At 62.2% G+C, this 20,597-nt stretch carries 24 protein-coding genes; 12 read left to right on the top strand and 12 right to left on the bottom strand.

The genetic code is table 11. From position 1 onward, the window contains the following. The first annotated feature begins 9 nt into the window (after window positions 1-9). The 8 genes from SynPROSU1_RS10910 to SynPROSU1_RS10945 all read left to right on the top strand — a co-directional run bounded on the left by SynPROSU1_RS10910 (window position 10) and on the right by SynPROSU1_RS10945 (window position 5,304). The gene (locus SynPROSU1_RS10910) at window positions 10-702 is read left to right on the top strand and encodes a sulfotransferase (RefSeq protein WP_186570521.1); all 693 of its coding nucleotides are present in this window, start codon (window positions 10-12) and stop codon (window positions 700-702) included. A 145-nt stretch (window positions 703-847) separates the two neighbouring features. Next, on the top strand, window positions 848-1,549 hold the full coding sequence (locus tag SynPROSU1_RS10915) for a response regulator transcription factor (RefSeq protein WP_186570522.1): 702 nt from the start codon (window positions 848-850) through the stop codon (window positions 1,547-1,549). A 44-nt stretch (window positions 1,550-1,593) separates the two neighbouring features. Next, window positions 1,594-1,908, top strand: coding sequence for a hypothetical protein (locus SynPROSU1_RS10920; RefSeq protein ID WP_186570523.1), 315 nt, complete (start codon window positions 1,594-1,596; stop codon window positions 1,906-1,908). A gap of 48 nt (window positions 1,909-1,956) precedes the next feature. After that, on the top strand, window positions 1,957-2,526 hold the full coding sequence (locus tag SynPROSU1_RS10925; RefSeq protein WP_186570524.1) for a hypothetical protein: 570 nt from the start codon (window positions 1,957-1,959) through the stop codon (window positions 2,524-2,526). Beyond that, window positions 2,526-3,098 (top strand): GIY-YIG nuclease family protein, encoded by a 573-nt coding sequence (locus SynPROSU1_RS10930; RefSeq protein WP_186570525.1) that lies wholly within the window; start codon window positions 2,526-2,528, stop codon window positions 3,096-3,098. The genes SynPROSU1_RS10925 and SynPROSU1_RS10930 overlap by 1 nt, the downstream gene beginning before the upstream one ends. Continuing rightward, window positions 3,095-3,538, top strand: coding sequence for a hypothetical protein (locus tag SynPROSU1_RS10935; RefSeq protein WP_186570526.1), 444 nt, complete (start codon window positions 3,095-3,097; stop codon window positions 3,536-3,538). Before SynPROSU1_RS10930 ends, SynPROSU1_RS10935 begins: the two co-directional genes overlap by 4 nt. Window positions 3,539-3,601: 63 nt before the next feature. After that, the gene (locus tag SynPROSU1_RS10940) at window positions 3,602-5,071 is read left to right on the top strand and encodes a leucyl aminopeptidase (protein WP_186570527.1); all 1,470 of its coding nucleotides are present in this window, start codon (window positions 3,602-3,604) and stop codon (window positions 5,069-5,071) included. Next, a complete protein-coding gene (locus SynPROSU1_RS10945) occupies window positions 5,068-5,304 on the top strand; it encodes a hypothetical protein (RefSeq protein ID WP_186570528.1) in 237 nt (78 codons plus the stop codon). The genes SynPROSU1_RS10940 and SynPROSU1_RS10945 overlap by 4 nt, the downstream gene beginning before the upstream one ends. 15 nt (window positions 5,305-5,319) lie before the next feature. Here SynPROSU1_RS10945 and SynPROSU1_RS10950 read toward each other — a convergent pair whose 3' ends face one another. The 9 genes from SynPROSU1_RS10950 to SynPROSU1_RS10990 form a co-directional block, all read right to left on the bottom strand. Next, complete coding sequence (locus tag SynPROSU1_RS10950) at window positions 5,320-5,502, bottom strand: hypothetical protein (protein WP_186570529.1); 183 nt, start codon at window positions 5,500-5,502, stop codon at window positions 5,320-5,322. Between the two features lie 165 nt (window positions 5,503-5,667). Continuing rightward, window positions 5,668-6,288 (bottom strand): peptide-methionine (S)-S-oxide reductase MsrA, encoded by a 621-nt coding sequence (gene msrA, locus SynPROSU1_RS10955; protein ID WP_186570530.1) that lies wholly within the window; start codon window positions 6,286-6,288, stop codon window positions 5,668-5,670. Continuing rightward, the gene (lpxB, locus tag SynPROSU1_RS10960) at window positions 6,288-7,466 is read right to left on the bottom strand and encodes a lipid-A-disaccharide synthase (RefSeq protein WP_186570531.1); all 1,179 of its coding nucleotides are present in this window, start codon (window positions 7,464-7,466) and stop codon (window positions 6,288-6,290) included. Before lpxB ends, msrA begins: the two co-directional genes overlap by 1 nt. Further along, window positions 7,466-8,290, bottom strand: a complete 825-nt coding sequence (lpxA, locus tag SynPROSU1_RS10965) for an acyl-ACP--UDP-N-acetylglucosamine O-acyltransferase (RefSeq protein ID WP_186570532.1) — start codon at window positions 8,288-8,290, stop codon at window positions 7,466-7,468. Before lpxA ends, lpxB begins: the two co-directional genes overlap by 1 nt. Before the next feature lie 5 nt (window positions 8,291-8,295). Then, complete coding sequence (fabZ, locus tag SynPROSU1_RS10970; RefSeq protein WP_186570533.1) at window positions 8,296-8,751, bottom strand: 3-hydroxyacyl-ACP dehydratase FabZ; 456 nt, start codon at window positions 8,749-8,751, stop codon at window positions 8,296-8,298. Continuing rightward, window positions 8,748-9,575 carry a UDP-3-O-acyl-N-acetylglucosamine deacetylase gene (gene lpxC, locus SynPROSU1_RS10975; RefSeq protein ID WP_186570534.1) on the bottom strand — a complete coding sequence of 276 codons (828 nt, stop codon included), beginning with the start codon at window positions 9,573-9,575 and terminating at the stop codon, window positions 8,748-8,750. Before lpxC ends, fabZ begins: the two co-directional genes overlap by 4 nt. Next, a complete protein-coding gene (locus SynPROSU1_RS10980) occupies window positions 9,575-11,785 on the bottom strand; it encodes a BamA/TamA family outer membrane protein (protein WP_186570535.1) in 2,211 nt (736 codons plus the stop codon). Before SynPROSU1_RS10980 ends, lpxC begins: the two co-directional genes overlap by 1 nt. A 43-nt stretch (window positions 11,786-11,828) precedes the next feature. Beyond that, a complete protein-coding gene (gene purC / locus SynPROSU1_RS10985; RefSeq protein ID WP_186570536.1) occupies window positions 11,829-12,581 on the bottom strand; it encodes a phosphoribosylaminoimidazolesuccinocarboxamide synthase in 753 nt (250 codons plus the stop codon). Beyond that, window positions 12,578-13,471, bottom strand: a complete 894-nt coding sequence (locus SynPROSU1_RS10990) for a hypothetical protein (RefSeq protein WP_186570537.1) — start codon at window positions 13,469-13,471, stop codon at window positions 12,578-12,580. The genes purC and SynPROSU1_RS10990 overlap by 4 nt, the downstream gene beginning before the upstream one ends. A gap of 58 nt (window positions 13,472-13,529) precedes the next feature. Here SynPROSU1_RS10990 and purD point away from each other — a divergent pair, with 58 nt between their 5' ends. Then, window positions 13,530-14,837: a phosphoribosylamine--glycine ligase gene (purD, locus tag SynPROSU1_RS10995; protein ID WP_186570538.1), complete on the top strand. Its 1,308-nt coding sequence runs from the start codon at window positions 13,530-13,532 to the stop codon at window positions 14,835-14,837. Next, window positions 14,834-16,900 (top strand): ATP-binding protein, encoded by a 2,067-nt coding sequence (locus SynPROSU1_RS11000; protein WP_186570539.1) that lies wholly within the window; start codon window positions 14,834-14,836, stop codon window positions 16,898-16,900. The genes purD and SynPROSU1_RS11000 overlap by 4 nt, the downstream gene beginning before the upstream one ends. Window position 16,901: 1 nt before the next feature. On the opposite strand, the gene kaiC is transcribed toward SynPROSU1_RS11000, so the two are convergent. The 3 genes from kaiC to SynPROSU1_RS11015 form a co-directional block, all read right to left on the bottom strand. Beyond that, complete coding sequence (gene kaiC, locus SynPROSU1_RS11005) at window positions 16,902-18,440, bottom strand: circadian clock protein KaiC (protein WP_186570540.1); 1,539 nt, start codon at window positions 18,438-18,440, stop codon at window positions 16,902-16,904. Window positions 18,441-18,505: 65 nt separating this feature from the next. Continuing rightward, window positions 18,506-18,871 carry a circadian clock protein KaiB gene (gene kaiB, locus SynPROSU1_RS11010; protein ID WP_186570541.1) on the bottom strand — a complete coding sequence of 122 codons (366 nt, stop codon included), beginning with the start codon at window positions 18,869-18,871 and terminating at the stop codon, window positions 18,506-18,508. After that, the gene (locus SynPROSU1_RS11015; protein WP_186570542.1) at window positions 18,868-19,752 is read right to left on the bottom strand and encodes a circadian clock protein KaiA; all 885 of its coding nucleotides are present in this window, start codon (window positions 19,750-19,752) and stop codon (window positions 18,868-18,870) included. The genes kaiB and SynPROSU1_RS11015 overlap by 4 nt, the downstream gene beginning before the upstream one ends. A gap of 132 nt (window positions 19,753-19,884) precedes the next feature. Here SynPROSU1_RS11015 and rplU point away from each other — a divergent pair, with 132 nt between their 5' ends. Both rplU and rpmA read left to right on the top strand, forming a co-directional pair. Continuing rightward, window positions 19,885-20,250: a 50S ribosomal protein L21 gene (rplU, locus tag SynPROSU1_RS11020; RefSeq protein ID WP_186570543.1), complete on the top strand. Its 366-nt coding sequence runs from the start codon at window positions 19,885-19,887 to the stop codon at window positions 20,248-20,250. A 46-nt stretch (window positions 20,251-20,296) separates the two neighbouring features. Beyond that, entirely contained in the window at window positions 20,297-20,563 is a 267-nt protein-coding gene (gene rpmA, locus SynPROSU1_RS11025; protein ID WP_115022352.1) for a 50S ribosomal protein L27, read from the top strand. Window positions 20,564-20,597: the final 34 nt, after the last annotated feature.

Below are 20,597 nucleotides of genomic sequence, written 5' to 3' on the forward strand. Positions count from 1 at the left end.
CAGCGAACGATGAATCCAAACATCGTTTATTTCCCGTTCGGCCGCGAAGCCAAACTTCAGCAGTTCATCAAACAGGTCGAGCTCAAGCCAGCCTCTTACCACCCCACAGAGGCCTCCACCACAATCATCTTCGGTGTGGCCCGGGGCGGCACCACCATGGCGGCACGGGTGGTTAGCAGCCTGGGGATTGACCTGGCCGAGGGCAGCAACATCAATTTCGAAGATGAAGAGTTCAACCTGCAGAAGCTCGGGCTCCATCCCAAAAGGGATGAACAACAGCTCACCTCCCATCTGCTGAACCGGATGGAGCAGCGCAACAACCAGCACAGCCGCTGGGGGTGGAAGTATCCCAATGCGGCGGCCTACCTGCCGTTGATCCTCGAGCGTGTACGCAACCCCCGTCTCATCTGCATCCTTCGCGATCCCCTGGCGTCGTCTTCGCGAGAGCTTCGCGCCGACGCCGTCAACCAACGGGGCAACGAAGAACGGCGGCTGCGGCAGGCGATTCGTGCCATCGAAACCAACATCGCCCTGGTCCATCAGACCGATGCCCCCACCCTGATGGTCAGTTACGAGAAAGCGATCCAGAGCCCCGCCCCGTTTGTGCGCGCACTGGCGCTGTTCCTGGGGATCGACACCACACCCGAGGCCATCGCAGCGGCCCTGGCCCAGATCAAACCCGGGGGCTATCTCCAGGCCTAAAGGAAGGCAAGAGCCTGCGCAGGTTTTCTGCCTTGAAGGATTTTTGTACTGTCTTGCTGACCGGCGCAGCCCTCATCCGGCATCGGGTTCATGGTGAGTTTCGGGCTGCATTCAGGATGTGAACTTCACCCCTCAGCTGGCTGCGATGCGTGAGCTTCCCCAGCGACACCGCCCCCTGCTGGAAGGGCGTCGCCTGGTCGTCGCCTCCGCCGATCGGATCATGATCAGCGGACTCCTACACAGCCTCGATGGCATCGGCTCCATCGTGGGCGCCGCCAGCACCGAGGCGGAAGCACTGGCCTGTCTCAGCAGCACGGCAGCCGATCTGCTGATTTGCAGTGATCGGCTCGAACGCGGCAGCGGCCCCTCCCTGGTGGCAGCAGCCAAGGCTCGCCAGCCCTCGCTGCGCTGCCTGATGCTGATTCAACGGCCTTTGCTCAGCACCATTCGCGCGGCTGCAGCGGCCGATTGCGATGGTCTCTGCAGCCATGAGCGCATCGGCAACGGCGGTTTGCTCAGCGTTCTGCGCGCCATGGAAAGCGATGGCAGCCACATGGACCCGGTGATTTCCGGCGTGGCCCATCACGACCGCGGCTCTGCTGGAGGCGGCCATCCCCTCAGCGACGTGCTGAGCCTGCGGGAAGAGGACGTGCTGCGGGGTCTTTGCAAAGGCCTCAGCAATCAGGAGATTGCCGATCAACTGCACATCTCCATCGAAACCACCAAGCACTGCATCACCGCGCTGCTGCGCAAACTGAATGCGAAGAACCGCACTCAGGCCGTGCTGATGGCCTTTCAGCACAACCTGGTAGACCCACCAATGCCGATCCCCCGCTGGACCCCCTAGCCCTGAAGGGACCATCCTGAGAGGAGTCCACCGGTCCAAACGCCATGGTTCAACGCGCCGCCACCGCAACCCTGGTCGTTTTGGGGCTCAACAGCCTTGGACTGCCAGCGATGCATGCCTCAAGCGAACGCACGACTGCCCTGGTGACCATCGCCGAGGCCAATGCCCGCTGCCTGATCAAAACCAAACGGATGAAGGCAGCCCCAGCCCGCGACATCGCCAACCGATTTCTGCTCAGCAAAGGGGTCAGCGCCGCCGAGCGCGAGGAGGTGCAAAACGCTCCCGGTTACGACGATCTGATGCGCCGCTACATCGACGAACAGGGGGGCTGCGAGGACCTTGTGCGCAACCTGCGCTGACGCATCCCTGGCACCCTCGTTAAGGTCACCCCATCTCTGCTGAGCAGCATGCCCCGCAGCCACTGGTTGGATCCCCTGGCCAGGCGGGTGCTGCAGGCCACCGGGCAGCTGCCAGCGCCAGCCCGCCCGGCCCCCCCTCAGCCATTGCCGGTCGAGCCCGAGCCTCCGGCCTGGGTGATGGATGTGAACCGGGCCAGCCGCGATGAATGGCTGCAACTGCCGGGCTGCAGCCAGGACACAGCCGACCTGCTCGTGCGCCTGCAACAGGGAGGTGTGCAATTTGCCTGCGCGGATGATCTGTTTCGGCTGCTGGAGCTGCCGGCTGATCTCACCAGGCTATGGACACCCCATCTCGTTTTCCACTGGCACGGCGATGCTCCGTTGCAGCCATCGGCCTCTCCCCTGGACCTGAACAACGCCAGTACCGATCAGCTCGCGCTGCTCTGCTGGCCGGAGCAACGGCTGGCCAGCCTGCTGCGAGAGCGGCGCCGCTGCGGTTTCAAAGACTTGGCTGATCTGCAGGAGCGGCTCTGCCTGCCCGCCAGCACCGTGGAAGCCCTGATCGGCCGGGTTAGTTTCGGCAGCCGCCGCGCCGGCCCAAGCCTGCCGCTGCACTGATGCAGGGGAATCTCTTCTCCACCGGTGCGCTGGCCTTCAGCAACGGGCCTGACCTACCGCTGCAACGGGAGCAGCTGCTCGCCTGGCAACAGCGCCTGCATGACCACCAGGCACCGCTGTTCCGCGGGGAAACAGCACACACCGCCCAGGGGGATCTGTTCGGTTCCACCCCCGATGACGCTGCCGCAGCGCTGGATCCCTTGACGCTGACTCCCCTGGCGATGAGTTTCTGGCGCTGGCCGGAACCCTCCCATCGCGGTGCGGCGATCTACCTGGTGATGGACCGACCGGCCCAGCTGGAGCAGCCGCTTCTGCTTTATGTGGGCGAAACCCTTGCAGCCGAGCGCCGCTGGAAGGGCGATCACGATTGCAAGGCTTACCTCGCCGCCTACGGCGAAGCCCTGCAGCGCTGTGACCTCAGCGCCCAGCTGAGCATTCGCTTCAGCTCCGATGTGCCCCGGGCCACCCGCGCACGCCGAAGCCTCGAACAACAACTGATCCAACGCTGGTGGCCGCCCTTCAACAAGGAAACCCGTCAACGCTGGGCCACCCCCTTCACGGCAGATCCATGACTCCGATGCGAGCAGCTCTGGCCCTCCTGCTGATGATCCTGCCGGCATCGGCTGCCGATCTGGAACAGCTGCAGCGCAGCCTGCTGCACCACGGCTTCACAATCGACGTCCGTCAGCCCCCAGGCCAGGCCTACGGACGCTTCATCCCGGCGGAGAAACGACTGGAGATTTCGCCGCTGGTGCGGGAACTCGGCATCACTCGCGCTGTTCTGCTGCATGAAGCGGTGCATGCCGCCCAGAGCTGCCCGAACGGGGCGCTCTCGCTGATCGGCGTGCAACGAAAAGTGGATCCTGCGGTGAGCAGCCGGATCCGTTACATCCTAGGCAACCACTACAAAGCCAACAAAACTGCACTGGAACAGGAAGCCTTCGTGATCCAGAGCCAACCGGACGCCGAACAGCTGATCATCACCGCCCTGAACCAACGCTGTTCGCTCTGATCAGCATCGGCAAAACCCGTCGCGCAGGATCGCTACGCTCGTTCTTTGACGCTGCGTTCACCCATGCGCTTCTCCCTGTCTTCCTCAGGCCTGCAGGAGTGGAACGGCGATGTGCTGGCGGTTGGGCTGCCCCAAGGCGATGCCAATGACACCGCAACGGCCTTGGAACAGCGCTTTGCAGGGATCACCGAAACCCTGAAGCAACAGGAGTTCAAGGGGAAGCCAGGTGACCAGCTGGTGATCACACCGCTGGGTGCGGGTCTGCAGCGCCTGGTGGTGCTGGGCTTGGGCGACACCGATGCGATCGATACCGACAGCCTGCGCGGCGCCGCAGCGCGGGCGGCCAAGGCAGCGATCGGCTGTGAGGGCAGCCTCGGCCTGCTGTTGCCCTGGGCCGGAACAGATGCAGCCGAGGCAGCTCGCATCAGTGCTGAAGCCGTACGGCTCTGCCTCTACAAAGACCAGCGCTTCCGCAAGGACGCCGACCCGCGCCGGATCCCCGAAGCCCTAGACCTGATCGGCCTCGACCCCGCCGCCGTCAGCGGCTTTGCCGCGGTCAACGCCACCTGCGCCGGCGTGGAGCTGGCCCGGGAACTGGTGGCCGCCCCCCCGAATGTGGTCACCCCCGCTGCCCTGGCGGAGACGGCCGCCGGCATCGCCAGCGACCACGGCCTTGAGCTCAAGGTGCTCGAGCGCAGCGATTGCGAAGCCAAGGGCATGGGTGCCTTCCTGGCTGTGAGCCAGGGCTCGGATCTGCCGCCCAAGTTCATTCACTTGATCTACCGCCCCGCGGGCGAGGTGAAGCGCCGCATTGCCCTGGTGGGCAAGGGCCTCACCTTCGACTCCGGCGGTTACAACCTCAAGGTGGGTGCGGCCCAGATCGACATGATGAAGTTCGACATGGGTGGCAGCGCCGCCGTGCTGGGCGCCATGCGCAGCATCGCTGAACTCAAGCCGAGCGATGTTGAGGTGCACATGGTGGTGGCCTCCTGCGAAAACATGGTGAACGGCTCTGCCGTTCACCCCGGCGACATCGTCACAGCAGCCAACGGCATGACGATCGAGATCAACAACACCGATGCCGAGGGCCGCCTCACCCTCGCCGATGCCCTGCTCTACGCCTGTGAGCAAGAGCCCGATGCAGTGGTAGACCTAGCCACCCTCACCGGCGCCTGCGTCATTGCCCTGGGTGATGAAATGGCCGGTTTGTGGTCCAACAACGACGACCTGGCGGAGGCTCTTGATGCCGCTGCCCAGACGGGCGGTGAAGGCCTCTGGCGCATGCCGCTGCGGCAGTCGTACAAGGACGGACTGAAGTCGTTGCTGGCCGACATGAAGAACACTGGCCCGCGGCCAGGGGGCTCGATTACGGCCGCCCTGTTCCTCAAGGAATTCGTGGCCAAGGACACCGCATGGGCCCACATCGACATCGCCGGTCCGGTCTGGAGCGACAAAGGCAAAGGCGTCAATCCCGCTGGGGCAACAGGCTACGGGGTGCGCACCCTGGTGAACTGGGTGCTGGCGCAGTCATGAGCCGATCCCCCGTGCGCTGGTACATCAAGGCGCAGCTCGGAGTGCTTTTGCTCCCAGTCGGCCTTTGCCTGTTCGGCGAAGCCATCAGCCGCAAAGTGGTTCAGATGCTCGGCAAGGACGGTGGCCCCTGGTTCTGGTACGGAACCCTCAGCCTGATCTGCATCAATGCCGGCATTGGTCTGATGATCGACAGCGGTCTCACCCGTGGCTTTCCAGGGCGACGTCAAGGTTGATCAGGATGCAACCAATCAGGACGCGACAGCCTGAAGCTCCAGGGAGCGGTTGGGGGTTTCCAGCGCATGGATCTGCCACCGTGCCCTCTCGGAGCAGGATTCCAGCACCCGATCCAAATCATCCGACGCATGCTTCGGCGACGGATATGGACCGATATGACGGGTGCCAAGACCATCCTTAATGGTCAGCAGATACATACATTCCTCCACTACCGACTGATCGTAAGCATGGCCGCAAGCTTGGTCTATCGCTGGAAACCCGTCTGTTCACTGAGAACTTGCTGAATTAATCAGGTTGCCGCGCTTAATCTTTTCAACAGGTTGGTTGTCTGTTTCTTAAGGAACTTGACCGAATTCAGTGGATTAACGCCATGACTTACCAGTGCGCGCCTGATCACCCCAAACCGCATCCAAGCGACGATCGCGACCGCAACTGAACCGATAGAAGTTGTATTTGACGGCATTGTTCTCTGCGTAGTTCTGGTGGTAGCCCTCGGCAGGCCAAAACCGAGCCGCCTCCCGGAGCTCCACTTTCAGCGCGGAACGCGGTTGCGAGAGCTCGCGAGCCGCCGCTTCAGCACTGGCTTCAGCGGCATGGGCCTGGGCCGCTGAAGCCGTGAAAATCACCGGCCGGTAGGAATCGCCGCGGTCACAGAACTGCCCGCCCCCATCGAGGGGATCCACATTCCGCCAGTAGCTGCGCAGCAACTCGGCGTAACTGATCTGCTCGGGATCAAAACGCACCTGCACCGCTTCTTGATGCCCCGTGGTCTCGCTACTCACCTGCCGATACGTGGGGCGTTCCACATGCCCGCCGCTGTAGCCGCTCACGGCATCACTCACTCCGGGCAGATCTTCCAGGTCATGCTCCAGACACCAGAAACAACCACCGGCAAAAACCGCCGTCTCCAGCTCAGCCACGGCGCTTTGAGGCCAGCAAAGCAGCATCAGGCAGGTGACCAGGAGCAGCAGCGTTCGTTTCATCAGATCACTTGATCAAAAATGGCCTTGGCAGCCCGGCCAGTCACCCCGGGAGCGCCCAAGGTGGCGCGCAGCCGCTCATATCCCTCCAGCATGGCCGTGCGTTCCGGTGTAGCGGACAACAGGGGTAGAGCTCTCTCCACCAGGGCTTCAGCGGTGAGTTCATCCTGCAGCAGCTCAGGCACCAACCGCTGCTTGAGCAACAGATTCACCGGCGAGATGTGGTCCACCTGGAACCGCAGAACATGGCGAGCAACCCAGGCGGTCAGTCGGCTCACGCGATACCCCACCACCTGCGGCACCCCCTGCAACGCCAGTTCCAGATTCACCGTGCCGGATTTCCCTAGGGCGAGATCCGCCGCCGCACAAAGGGTGGTCTTGAGCCCATCCGCTTCAGCGGCAGGAATCACCCGGTAGTTGCTCACGCCGGCCTCCTCAAGGGCAGCTGCCAGGGGCTGTTCGAACTGCTCGAGCCCAGCGGGAAGCAACACCTGAAGATCAGGGTGGCGCTGCTGCAGAAGCGCCGCCGCCTGGGCCAACGGTGGCATCAGGTAACGCAACTCCTGGGGCCGGGATGCCGGCAGCAACAACAGCACCGGCGCCTCAGGATCCAATCCCAGCTGGCGGCGCGAGCTGGCACGGTCGGGCAAGTTCTGGAAGCTGTCCAGCAATGGATGGCCCACCCAGCTCACGTCCGCACCGCGGGCGGCATAGAACTCGGCCTCCGCCGGGAAAATCGCCAGGATCTTGTCGGTGAACTCCAGCAGACGGGTGGTACTTCCATCACCAAAGCGCCAGGCCCACTCCTGGGGGGCGATGTAATACGTGATCGGAAGGTGGGGCCGCTGCCGCCTCAGCCGTGTTCCCAGCCGCACATTGGCACCGACATAGTCGATCAGCACCACCCCATCGAGGGGCCGTTCCTCCAGCAACGCATCCACCCGAGCCTGCAGACGCAGCGTGGGAAGAATCAACGGGACGGCCTCCCACAGACCGATCGCCCCCATCGGCGCGGTATCAGCGATCAACGCAGCACCCGCCGCCTCCATGCGCGGTCCGCCGAGGGCCAGCACCTCGAGCTCCAGTCCACGCCGTTCCGCCTCCGACCTCAGAGCCCGAATCAACAGGCTGCCCTGCAGATCACCGGACACTTCCCCGGTGCTGATCAGCAGCCGCACCATCAGCGGCCCTGCACCGGCATCGGACCCCGTCGGCCCTGAGCGATGGAAGCTTCGAGGAACCGGCAGAAGTGCTCGGCGGCTGGCAGCAACGTCTGGGTGCGGGCCTGCTGGAGCGCATCGGCAATCACCAGATCAGAGCGATACATCAGGGTCCAGATCTCCTGCAGCTGCTTGAGTTCAGCGCCGTCGTGATTGCCAGCCATGCCACTGCGACGCAGGCCCACCCGGTTCAGACCCCGCACACGGCCCGGATGACCTTCCACCAGGCAATACGGCGGAACATCCCGATCCACGCGGGTCATCCCCCCCACCATCGCCATTCCACCGATATGGACGAACTGGTGAATGCCAAGACAGCCACCGATCACGGCACGGTCTTCGATCACCACATGGCCCGCCACCTGAATGGCATTGGACATCACGATGTTGTTGCCCAGTTCACAGTTGTGGCCCAGATGGCAATAAGCCATCAAGAGGTTGCCGTTGCCGATCCGGGTCACCTCGCCCTCTTCGGTGGCGCGGTTGATCGTCACGCATTCCCGCAGCGTGTTTCCATCGCCGATCACCACATCGGTCTCGGCACCCCGATACTTGAGATCCTGCGGCGGCAGACCAAGGCACGCGCCAGGAAACACCTTGTTGTCACGCCCGAGGGTCAACCGACCATCCAGCACGGCGTGGGGACCGATCCAGGTGTTTTCTCCAATCACCACCCGGGGACCGACCACCGCACCAGGGCCGATCACAACACCTGAAGCCAGCTCGGCCTTTGGGTCCACCACAGCCGTGGGGTGGATCTGCTTTGACGCCGTTTGCTGCGACATCGAGCTCAGTCCACCAGGGAGAACATCAGCTCACCGGAGCAGACCAGATCTCCCTCCACGGTGGCTTCCGCCTTGACCTTGCCAAAGCGTTTGCGCTTAAGGCTGAGCAGTTCACAGTGGATCACCAGCTGATCTCCAGGAACCACAGGGCGCCGGAAGCGTACCCCGTCAATGCCGGCAAAAACGAACAAACCCTTCGGCAGATCGGGCATCTGGGTGACGATCAGCCCACCCACCTGCGCCATTGCCTCCACAATCAGCACCCCAGGCATCAGCGGGCGGCCTGGGAAATGCCCCTGAAACTGGGGCTCATTCATGGTCACGTTTTTGATCGCCGTGGCCGAGACACCGGGCTCGTGGGCAATGACCCGGTCCACCAAAGCGAAGGGATAACGATGCGGGAGCAAACCAGCGATCTGTTCGCTGGTGAGCACGACGTCTGGGGTGGTGGATTCAGTCACAAAGCGGCTGCGAGATCGGTGTGAAGACCATGGGATCCCTTGTACACAAGAACCTGTGCCTGGGGAAAACCGACGAGTGCCAGGTCGCCGATTAGGTCCAAGAGCTTATGGCGCACCGGTTCATCTTCGAAGCGCAGCGGCGGATTCATCCACTGATCACCGTCACAAACAAGGGCGTTGTCCAGCGCCCCGCCCTGGATCAAACCGGCGGCGCGCAGTTGCTCCACCTGCTCCCGAAAGCCGAACGTGCGTGCCGGAGCAATTTCATCGACAAACCGCTGGGGCGTGAGTTCAAGCGCGAACTGCTGACGGCCAATCGCCGCTTGCGGGAAATCGATGATGCCCACCACACCGAAGCGGTCCGACGGAGTGGCTGTGATCACGCTGCTCCCGCGGCTCCGCAGCAGCGGCTCGTTCAGCCGCGGTGGAGCCAGCCGGGGCGTCGCTGCAGGGGCCAAACCAGCCGTAGCGATGGCATCCACCCAGCCGAGCGCTGAGCCATCCAGCAGGGGCACTTCATGACCAGTGAGCACGATCTCCACGTGACTGAGTCCGCAACCCGCCAGGGCCGCCAGCAGATGCTCAACCGTGGCCACCTTGCTAGGGCCCAGATCCAGGGTGGTGCACAACTGGCTGTCACGCACCTGATCCGGCCGAAGCTGGATCGGTTGCTTCATTCCGGGCAGGCACATCTGGAACCCCGGCTGATCCGTTGGCCGAAGCTGCACCGTGGCCTCAGCCCCACTGTGGAGGCCGACGCCTGAGCGAGATGTATCCGCTGCCAGTGTCCAGGCAGCGGTGTAATCCTGAGGCCAGCTGGTCACTAAAACTTCCAGCCCACTCCCAGATTGAAGCGCCAGTCGGAAGCGAAGTCCTTGCTGGCCACCTCCAGACGAATCGGGCCGACGGGGGTCGTGACGATCACGCCCGTACCAAGCGAAACGCCGGAGCCATCCTTGTCGAGCAGAAGACCAGGCTTACCGGGCACATCCTTCTGGGTACCGAAATCGGTGCCGGCATCCATGAACACCTCGCCGGACAAGATGCTGATCAGGGGGAAGCGATACTCAATCGTGAGCTCGCTGAATGCTTTGGACACAGCCAGGTCGCAGTCGTACCAGCCCCGAATCGAGTTGGAACCGCCCATGCAGAACGCCTCATAAGGGGGCGCTTCACCCATGATGGCGCCGCCTTTGACCTGCACACCGATCGCTTGCGGGCAATCGGCCTCCTCACCGGGTTTGGGGCGGCAGCCTTTATGAATTTTGAGCCAGTTCACAGGGAAGAACTGGGTGTAACTGGCCCGAAGCCGATTGAAGGTAGGGGAATCGTTGTTAATCCCGATGAACTGCTCAGTGCCGGCGGTAAAGAAATTGCCGCTGGTGGGATTGCGGGGGTTGTTGAAGTTGTTGTAGGTGGTGGCGAATCGCATTCCCACCAGGGTGTTGCTGTCTGCGCAGTTGTACGACACGCAGATAACGTCATCGTTTCTGACCTTGCCATTGCGGAACTTGTTGGTGGAAACGCCGTAGGGCCTTGAATCACCGGCGAAGTTGATCGGCCGCACCTCAGCGAAAGACATGCCGGCCAGCACATTCCACTTGCTGTCCTTGTAAGGATCACCACCATTCAAGGGACGAGCAAAAGAGAAGCTACCGCCGGTTTTGCGCAGCACCACCGTGTCTCCCTCGTAGTCAAACCAACTCCTGTTGGAGTACTCGTTATCGGCCTTATTGACACTGCCCGGAGCCTTGTCTCCGTCGGTGAACCCGTATCGTCGGCCCGTCTCATAGGCCTTGTTGGAGTCGTTATCGGCGAAGTCTTTCGCCGTGCGGATGTTGCCATTGTCTTCACTCTGGAAGACCTGAGGCACCTGCTGACTCAGGAACACAGACGTTCTGAAGCTGGTGCGGTGCTGGTCGCCGTAGATCCAGGGATCCGAGAAGTTGAGGTTGGCCAGTCCGCCGTACTGGCCGTAGGTGATGTTCAGGCCCAGATTCCAGGCGCGACCAAAGAGGTTGGTCTCCTGCACCTGCACCTGACCGAACACACCTTGGCTCTGGCTATAGCCGAGGCCACCGGAGAGCTGACCAGTGGACTGCTCAACGATGCCGAGCACGATCACCACATCCCCAGGTTCCTCGGGCACGGGCCGCAGAGTCACCTTCACATCACTGAACAGCTGCGTTCCGTACAACCGTTTGATGTCCCGCTCCAGCTGGTTGCGGTTGAACGGGTCTCCGGGCTGAATCGAAACCTCCCGCGTGATCACCCACTCTTTGGTCTTGCCACCGATGGGATTGCCCTTCTCATCCGTGTCATCCCCCTCCTTGGTGAGGAATTTGACCTCAACACCAGACACACTGCCCTGGAGCAGTTTCAAGGTCACCACACCTTCGGGGCTGACCCGTTCCGGACCGGACACCCGAGCCAGGGAGTAACCCTCATTGGACATCCAGGTCTGCAGGGTCTTCATCCGCTGCTGCAGGTCGTTGAGGTTGAGGGTCCGGCCGTAGTCCGACGCAAACGTCTCTTCCACCACAGCATCAGGCAGAAGATCCTCGTCATCGGCGTTGATCTCCACTGCACTGAGCGAAGGGAAGGGCGCCACCTGAACGATCACCTGCACACCAAGCGGTCCGTTCTGGGGAACGATCCGCACATCCGAGAACCAGCCCGTGGCCTGAATGCCATTCAGGTCGTTCTGCAGCTCCTCCCGCGTCACACGCATCCCCGGACGCACCTGCATGGCGTCGTAGGTGGAAATTTGAAGGCGTTCCTCCTCGGGGTGGCCCTCAATGCCCTCAATCACCACCTCGGAGATCAGAACCCTGGGCTGTTCAACGACCGGCTGTACAAGAACAGGTTCCTCAACAACCGTCTCTTCGACCATCTCTTCCACCTCGGCGGGCTGGTCAGAGGGCGGGGCCTCCTGCGCCAGCACCGGCGGGCCGATCAGGGGGATGCCCAGCATCAGACCCAGCACAGTGCGGCGAACAGCAACCGAGGAGCGGCGGGACGAACTGCGGGTCATCGAAGCGCAGGCTGGGCCGAAGCCACAAAAAGGTGCGCCGACCTTACAGGCAGTTGCGGGGGTTCGGGCAGTTGCCTTGGACCCGTTTGAGGACCTCCCCGTAGGCCTCCATCACCCCACCGAGGTCTTGACGGAAACGGTCCTTGTCCAGAATCCGGTCCTGAGCATTGGCCTTGCGGCGGTCCCAGAGCCTGCAGGTGTCAGGGCTGATCTCGTCAGCAAGCAAGAGGGTTCCATCCGATGCCAGTCCCAACTCCAGCTTGAAATCCACCAGCTGAAGGTCAAGTTCTTCAAAAAAAGGCAACAGCACCGCATTCACGCGGCGGGCCAGTTGTTCAATTGCTGACAGTCGCGCTGGGTCCGCCACCCCCAGCAATTGCACGCGCGCCTCGGTCAACAGAGGATCTCCGAGGGCATCGTCCTTGTAATACAGATCCAACAGGGCTGGATCAATAGAGGTTCCCTCAGCGATCGGGGTCTGACGGCAAAGGGATCCGGTGGCGGTGTTGCGGAGAACCACCTCCAAGGGAATGATCTCCACCCGTCGCACCAGCATCCACGTCTGCCCTGCCAGACCGCAGTAGTGGGTCGGCACCCCCTCGCCCTCCAGCACCTCGAACAGCCGCGCCGAGATCTGACAGTTCAGCCGACCCTTGTCGTCCAGCTGGGCTTTCTTCTGGGCATTGAAGGCCGTGGCGTCATTTTTGAACTCCACCAGCACCCGGTCGGGATCCGCGCTCGCAAACACCCGCTTCGCCTTGCCTTCGTACAGCAGCTCTCCGTGATCGGGCGTCATGGCGACGGTGCAACGGCAGACGGTCTTACATCAGCATGGCCTCCGGGATCCCGCGGTGAACGCAACAGGGGATCAGGGTCGTTCTCCGGTTGCAGTTGTTGAAGCGCATAGCGGTCGTCAAGAACAGCCGCCAAGCGCTGCATCCGCTGCCGCGGCCGGGCGCCATCGCCCCCAGCGGCCAGCTGCAGTTGCAACTGTTGACGCAAGAGATCCATGGCCAATCCCCAAGCCTCCGCCGCCGCCGCCTGATCCAAGGCGGTTTCCAGCAGTTGATCCGCTTGCTCAAACTGCTCGGCACCGAGCCATTGCGCCGCCCGGGCCAATCGCCTCGCCCCCTGCACATCCGACAGATCCCCCTGCAGCTGCACCTCCACCGCCACAGCTTCTCGGCCTTGGGCTGCCTCGTGCAGAGCCAATTGATCCAGGCCATTGGCCTCACCTGGCAACAGCGGCGCGTCGAGGGCGGTCAGGTTGCCGGCCACCAAACGCCGCAGGGCCAAGGCCGCCTGACGGTGATCGAGAGCCCCTGCTGCTGCACGCCAGCGCAGCAACAGCCACTGCCGCCGTTCATCCCCAGCCTGCGGGAGATAACGATTGAGCACCACAGCCGCGGCTTCGGGAGCGCCACAACTCATCAAGGCTTCAGCGTTCGCCAGCACCAACGCCAACGAATCGATCACGGGATGCAGCGCCAAAAGCCGATCGCGCAAGGCCTGGCGACGGCGATCGGAATCAGCAATGAGCGGGTCTTGGCAGGCCTGTGCCGCCGCGGCCACATCCATGCCAGCGAGAACGGTCTGAAAACGTTCCTCGCGCATCACCTGCGGATCGGGTGCCGCCGTGACAGCAGCCAGAAGGGTGAGGGCGAAGGGGAAGAGGGGGGTCCCCATGACGGGCTGCGTTCTACAAAGGAAAACCTAAGAGGCCCAAACCGTTCCTTCCGCAACCATGGCCATCTCGTCCACCCGTCCCAGCGCTCTGCCCGCGCTTCAACGTGCTCTCATCGTCGGCGGCGGCGGCAGGGAACAGGCCCTGGCCTGGGCCCTGGGCCGTTGCCCCGGCCTGGACACCGTCTGGATCACCCCCGGCAACGGGGGCATTGAAGGGAACGCTCTGGCCGTGGCCGAAACCGATAGCGCTGCATTGATCGCGCTTTGCCAACAAAACGCAGTCGACCTGGTGGTGGTGGGTCCGGAAGCTCCGCTGGCCGCTGGTGTTGCCGATGCCCTGCGCGATGCAGGCATCGCCGTGTTCGGCCCTGGAGCAGAAGGCGCCCAACTGGAAGCCAGCAAAGCCTGGGCCAAGCAACTGATGCAAGAGGCCGGCGTCCCCACGGCAGGCCACTGGGCGGTGGCCAGTGAGGCGGAGGCAATGGCGGTGTTGCGTGAGGTGCAACGCCCCCTGGTGGTCAAAGCCGATGGGTTGGCCGCCGGCAAGGGCGTCACCGTGGCGGAGACGGTGGAGGAGTCGGAAGCCGCCATCCGCGAGGCCTTCGAGGGGCGCTTCGGTGCTGCCGGCTCCCAGCTGGTGCTGGAGGAGCGCATGGAAGGCCCTGAAGTGTCGGTGTTCGCCCTGTGCGATGGAGAGCGGATGGTGCTGCTGCCACCGGCGCAGGACCACAAGCGTCTCAACGAAGGTGATCGCGGCCCCAACACCGGCGGCATGGGTGCCTATGCCCCCGCTCCGCTTCTGGATGCCGATGGCCTCGACACAGTGCGCCGCATCGTGCTCGAGCCCACCCTGAAGGCCCTGCGCCAACGCGGTATCGACTATCGAGGAGTGATTTATGCCGGCCTGATGCTGACGGCCGATGGCCCCCAGGTGATCGAATTCAACTGTCGCTTCGGCGATCCCGAATGCCAAACGTTGATGCCCCTGCTCGGCCCTGAGATCGCCGCTGTGCTTCAGGCCTGTGCCCTGGGCCGCCTCGATCTAGCCCCGCAGCTAAGTATCGCGGAGCGTTGCAGTGCTTGTGTTGTGGCTGCAGCAGAGGGCTACCCGGAGGCTCCACGCAAAGGTGATGCGATCCGCATCGATCTCTCCCCCAGCCCCGACCATCAGCTGTTCCACGCCGGCACCCGCCGCGACAGCTCCGGGGCACTGCTCACGGCGGGGGGCCGAGTCCTCGCCGTGGTAGCTCAGGGCGATGACTTCGATGCAGCGTTTGCTGGGGCCTACAACGGTCTCAACCAGCTGGATTACGCCGGAATCACTTACCGTCGAGATATCGGCTATCAAGTGCGCTCGGGCGGATGAGCAGCAGCAGCGGAGCAGCAATCGCTGATTGGGCTCTCCCCCCCAATGGCAAACCCCCGGGGGATGACCAGAACCTGTGGGACCGCATCAACGCCTGGTGGGCGGAATTCACCCTCCAGACCAAGCTGCTGGCGATTGCCACCCTGGTGGTGAGCCTGATGATGACTGGCATCACCTTCTTCGCGCTGAACGGGATTCAGCGCGATGCTGTGATGAGCGACACGCGCTACGCCCGGGACCTGGGCTTGCTGCTGGCCGGCAACGTCACCGAATTGGTGGCCCAGGGGCAGGACCGTGAGCTCGCCAACGTCGCCGAGAAGTTCTGGCGCTCCAGTCGGAGCGTTCGCTACATCTTCTTCGCTGATCCCGAAGGCGTCGTTTATCTGGGGATCCCCATCAGCGCCACCCCCAGCAGTGGCGATGGGGAACTGCGCCTCAACCGACGGCTGGAACTGCCTGACGAGCTGCGTCGACGCCCCCAGAACCCCTTGGTGCGGCAACACCTGACCCCCCAGGGGGCTGTCACTGATGTCTTTGTTCCCCTGATTCGGGGAGGCCAGTACTACGGCGTTCTCGGCCTCGGGGTGAACCCCAATGAGACGGCCCTCGCCAGTGCGGCCCTCACCCGTGAAGTCACCGTGGCTGTGTTCATTTCGATCTGGGTGCTGGTGATCCTGGGAGCGGTGTTCAACGCCCTCACCATCACCCGCCCGGTGAAGGAACTGCTGCGGGGAGTGCGCTCCGTCGCCTCAGGAAACTTCGGAGCCCGGGTTGACCTGCCAGTGGGCGGGGAACTGGGGGAATTGCTGACCGGCTTCAACGCCATGGCCTCCCAGCTCGAGGCCTATGACGAAGCCAACATCGAAGAGCTCACAGCCGCTCAGGTGAAGCAACAGTCGTTGATCGCCACCATGGCCGATGGCGCGATGCTGCTGGATGCCGACGGGCGGATTGTGCTGGCCAATCCCACTGCGCGGCGCCTGTTCCGCTGGGAAGGGCGCAGCCTGGAAGGCCAGGAGTTGGTGGGAGAACTGCCCGAACTCCTGGCGATCGAATTGCACAGCCCCCTCGATGCCCTGCTCGGAGGAGCTTCAGACAGTGAAGACCTGCGCTGCAGCGTGGGGGAACCGGCCCGCACCCTGCGCATCGTTCTGCAGGCGGTACGTGATGCCAGCGGAGAAAGCCTCAAAGGCATTGCCGTCACCATCCAAGACCTCACGCGAGAGGTGGAGCTGAATGCGGCCCAGAGCCGTTTCATCAGCAACGTCTCCCATGAACTGCGCACCCCGCTGTTCAACATCAAAAGCTACGTCGAAACCCTGCACGACCTCGGCGACCAGCTCAGCCCTGAAGAACATAAGGAGTTTCTCGGTGTTGCCAACGATGAGACCGATCGGCTCACACGGCTTGTCAATGATGTGCTGGATCTCTCCCGGCTGGAGTCAGGTCGGTCGCTGCAGTTCGAACCGATCAGCCTGCGCCCGGCGATGGAGCAGACCCTGCGCACCTATCGGCTGAATGCAGAGGATCGTCAGGTGGAGCTGGTGCTGGATGTTCCGGAAGACTTGCCAGAAGTGCTGGGCAACTGGGACCTTCTGCTGCAGGTTCTCGACAACCTATTGGGCAATGCCCTCAAGTTCAGCCGCCCCGGTGGCCCCCTGGCGCTGCGGGCCTACCCCTGGCCCGACACCTGTTCAGTGCAGGGGACGGCAATCACCAACAGTGACGGCCCCACATGCGCTCTCACCTCACCGCTGCCCAAGCTGAGGGTGGAGATCGCCGACACGGGATGCGGGATCAGCAACTCCGATCAGGAACGCATCTTCGATCGCTTCTTCCGGGTTGAAAATGCCGTTCACACCGAAGTCGGCACTGGACTGGGTCTCTCGATCGTGCGGGGCATCCTCGAGAAACATGGTGCTCAGGTGCAGATGGTCAGTGAGCCCGAGGTTGGAACAACCTTCTGGTTTGACCTGCCCTTGGCGGAAGCCGATAAAGATGAGCTGCAACTGCAGGCAGAGCGCCGCAGTCGCACTGCCATCACCGAGGCGATCGAGCTTTAAGTCAATCCTCGCTGGAGACGCCCCGGGCAATGCGCGACAACTCACTGCGCTCGTCTGTGGTGACCCGATGGGGCACACCGGAAATAATCCGCTCGAAGTTGGAGAAGGAATCCTTGATCTGCGGACCATTGCCCGTGATCACGAATTCACGGATGCCCTTGTCATGCCAGGAGCCGCGCATCTTGAACACGTTCAAGGCACGTGCCATCTCACCGCGGATCTCCACGTACTGCAGCAGCAGGATCGTGTCGGTGATGGTGGAAATGTGGGAATCAGTGATCGAATGGCTGCCCATGAACTCCTCAGAGGTGTTCGTGAAGAAGCCGGCGATCTCCTCCTGCTTGGCGTAGCCAGTCACTCCGATCACAAACTGACGGAAGGCGTTGTGGCTCACACCACGCGCCAAGGCTGAGAGGGAGTCGATCGCCATCCGCGACGGCTTGAACTGGCTGATCTCCGTCTTAATGATCTGCAGGTGATCTTCGAGACCGGTCGACTCGGGGTAGGCGCAGATGATCTTGAGCAGACCGTCCTGCTCCATCTGCTCAAAATCGATGCCCCAGCTGGTGCCGTTGCGCAGCAGCTGAGCGCGCGACTCCTCATAGGCAAAGAGGATGGCGCGTTCTTTGTTGCGGCAGGCGTCTTCGATGAATTTGGAGACGAGCATTGTCTTGCCCGTGCCGGTGGCACCCGTGGCCAGGATGATCGAGTCCTTGAAGAAACCACCGCCACACATGTCGTCCAGACGGGGCACACCGGAGCTGACCCGAACGTTGGACGACCGCTGGGTGAGGCGCATGGCCCCAAGCGGAAAGATGCTGATGCCGTGGGTTCCCATGGTGAAGGGGAACTCGCCCTTCATGTGGGTGGTGCCCCGCAGCTTGAGAATCTCAACGGTTCGCCGACGCCGCTCTCCCTCGAGCACGTTGCGCAGGATCACCACGTTGTCAGAGACAAATTCCTCAACGCCATAGCGAGCGATTGGGCCGTACTCGTCAATGCGCTCGGTGGTCATCACCGTGGTGACGCCGATTTCCTTGAGCCGAGCGATCAACCGAAAGATCTCACGGCGCACCACGAACACAGCGTCGTACTGCTGGAACACAGCCGTGATCGAATCAATGGCGACGCGCTTGGCTTTGTATTTGCGGATGGCGTAGTTGATCCGCTCAATCAAACCGGAGAGATCAAAACTTCCGGCCACGTCCTGACCATCAGGATCCGGTGAGGCATCGAGAATGAACAGCTTGTCCTGCTCGACCATCTCCTGCAGGTTCCAACCGAAACTGGCGGCGTTGCGCAGGATGTCGAGGGGCGATTCCTCGAAGGTGACGAAGATGCCGGGTTCGTCGAAGTCCTTAATGCCGTTGTGGAGGAAATGCAGAGAGAACACCGTCTTACCGGTACCTGACGTCCCGCTGATCAATGTGCTGCGGCCGATCGGCAGGCCGCCCTGGCACACATCATCAAAGCCCTCGATCCCCGTCGGGAGCTTTTGCACCTGCATCTGAGGCTGACTGCTGGTCGGAGGGAACTGCATAGCAAAGACCTATGACTTGACCGTAGTGAGCAGGACGTGAACCGTGCTGGAGAGCACCATGTCGCTTAAGGATCCGACGTGATCGTCGTGTCGGTCTCCCCATCGACAGCGTCGATCAAACTCGAGTTGAGCGCCGTATCGGAAAGCTCGTCGTAAAGAAGATCCAGGCCGATCAGAACCCGCTCCCGATCGGAGAGATCGCCGATGATGCGCCGCACCGGCGGGGGAAGAATCTTGGACAACGTCGGTGTTGCCAGGATTTTGTCCTCCTCCGCCAGTTGCGGATTTTTGAGCACATCAATCACCTTGAGGGCATAAACACCACGGAATTCGGTTTCAAGAATGTTGCGCAGGGTTTTCAGCGCCCGCATCGAATTGGGCGTGTTGCCCGCCACGTAGAGCTTGAGGATGTAGGTCTTGCGGGGACTCATGACGACTCCTCCGAGGCATTGAGCTGATTCATCGGGCGACGTACACGGCTGGAGGCCGTGCCCGATAAAGGAAGGTCCGGCGGAATGGAACGCCGGTACATCTCACACAGATGCGCCATCACGTCGAGAAGAGCAAGGCGGTAATCCTGAAGAAAGTCATGTTTGTGGCCCTCCAAACTCAGCTGTTTCCAAAATTCATCGATCAGATTCACGTGGATCTCAACGGTTCGGGTGATGGGTAGATCGCTGAAGAAAGCCGTGTTGACGAAGCTTTCCAGCGCCTGATTCGCTGCGGCAGGATCGCTGAAGTAACTCACCAGCAGATCCCGGTAGGTGCGTTGGAGCGACAGCAGCAGATCACGGCGTTCCTCGGGGGGCAGGCTTCCCAGGAAGCGGGATGGATCCCGTTTGTAGAAGACCCCCAGGTAGCCAAGCCGTTCCTGCAGGCGTTGGGAGAGGTTGCTGACGGCGCGGGATGAGGAGCTGTTGTCCTCCTGGCGTCCATCGGCGCGGCCCTGGCGCAGAAAGCGGGAAATCGCCGCGTCCACGTTGTATCCCAGCTGGGCAAGCTGGTCGTCGGGCAGATGCAACTCCTCGGGGTGGTAGTCCACTTGCCCCTTCACCTCGCCAACGATGACGGCAGGGAAAAGCAATCCTGCCGCCTGCAGCTGCTCCTTGACCTCCACGTTCAAAAGGGTCTGTTCAAGCACCACGGCATCGAAGTCCTCCTGCCTGGGGCCGAGAACAGTCTCCAGAGCCTCACCGGCGTCAACTGTTAAGACAACAGACTCGTAACGGTTGGGCGGCAGCCACTGGCGGCAGGACTCCACCAAAGCGGGGCTGCTCAGGACGAGAGCAACAGTGAGGGCCGGCCTGGCCATCCGGGCATCCGAAGCATCGAGGTACCTGAATCTTGACGAGGGGGCGCGTGAGAGACGAAGATCTTTGTTTGTCTTTCGATTGCGGGTCAGGCCTAAATCGGTACGCCGAGCCTGAACGCGTCTTTTCACCCTATGGCCGACACCAAACCAGCCGCGGAGCAGAGCGGGACTTACGCCATCGTTGAGGCGTCTGGCACCCAGATCTGGTTGCAGCCCAACCGTTATTACGACATCGATCGGCTGCAGGCCGAGGTGGACGACACGATCAAGCTGGAGAACGTTCTCCTGGTGAAGGACGGCCAGGGCACCACCCTGGGCCAGCCCTACGTCAAAGACGCCACCGTGTCCCTCAAGGTGATGGCCCATCGCCGCGGACCCAAGGTAATTGTGTACAAAATGCGCCCCAAAAAGAAAACCCGGCGCAAGAATGGTCATCGGCAGGAACTCACCCGGGTGATGGTTGAGTCCATCTCCGTGGGCGGCAAGGCCATCAGCTGACCTCTCCCACCCGCTTCATCAACCGCCCTCACCACCATCCCTCCTCATGGCACATAAAAAAGGCACAGGTTCAACACGTAACGGCCGCGACTCGAACGCCAAACGCCTTGGTGTGAAGGCCTACGGCGGCGAAACCGTCACAGCTGGGTCCATCTTGATCCGCCAGCGCGGCACCTCCGTTCTCCCCGGCGTCAATGTCGGCAAAGGCAAAGACGACACTCTGTTCGCCCTCACCGATGGAGTGGTGAAGTTCGAATCCATCCGCCGCGGCCTGCGCAATCGCAAGCGCATCAACATCACCGCAGCGGTGTGATCGCCTGATTCGATCCCCAAATCTTCAGCCCCAG

It is taken from the genome of Synechococcus sp. PROS-U-1, assembly GCF_014279755.1.
Classification (GTDB): domain Bacteria; phylum Cyanobacteriota; class Cyanobacteriia; order PCC-6307; family Cyanobiaceae; genus Parasynechococcus.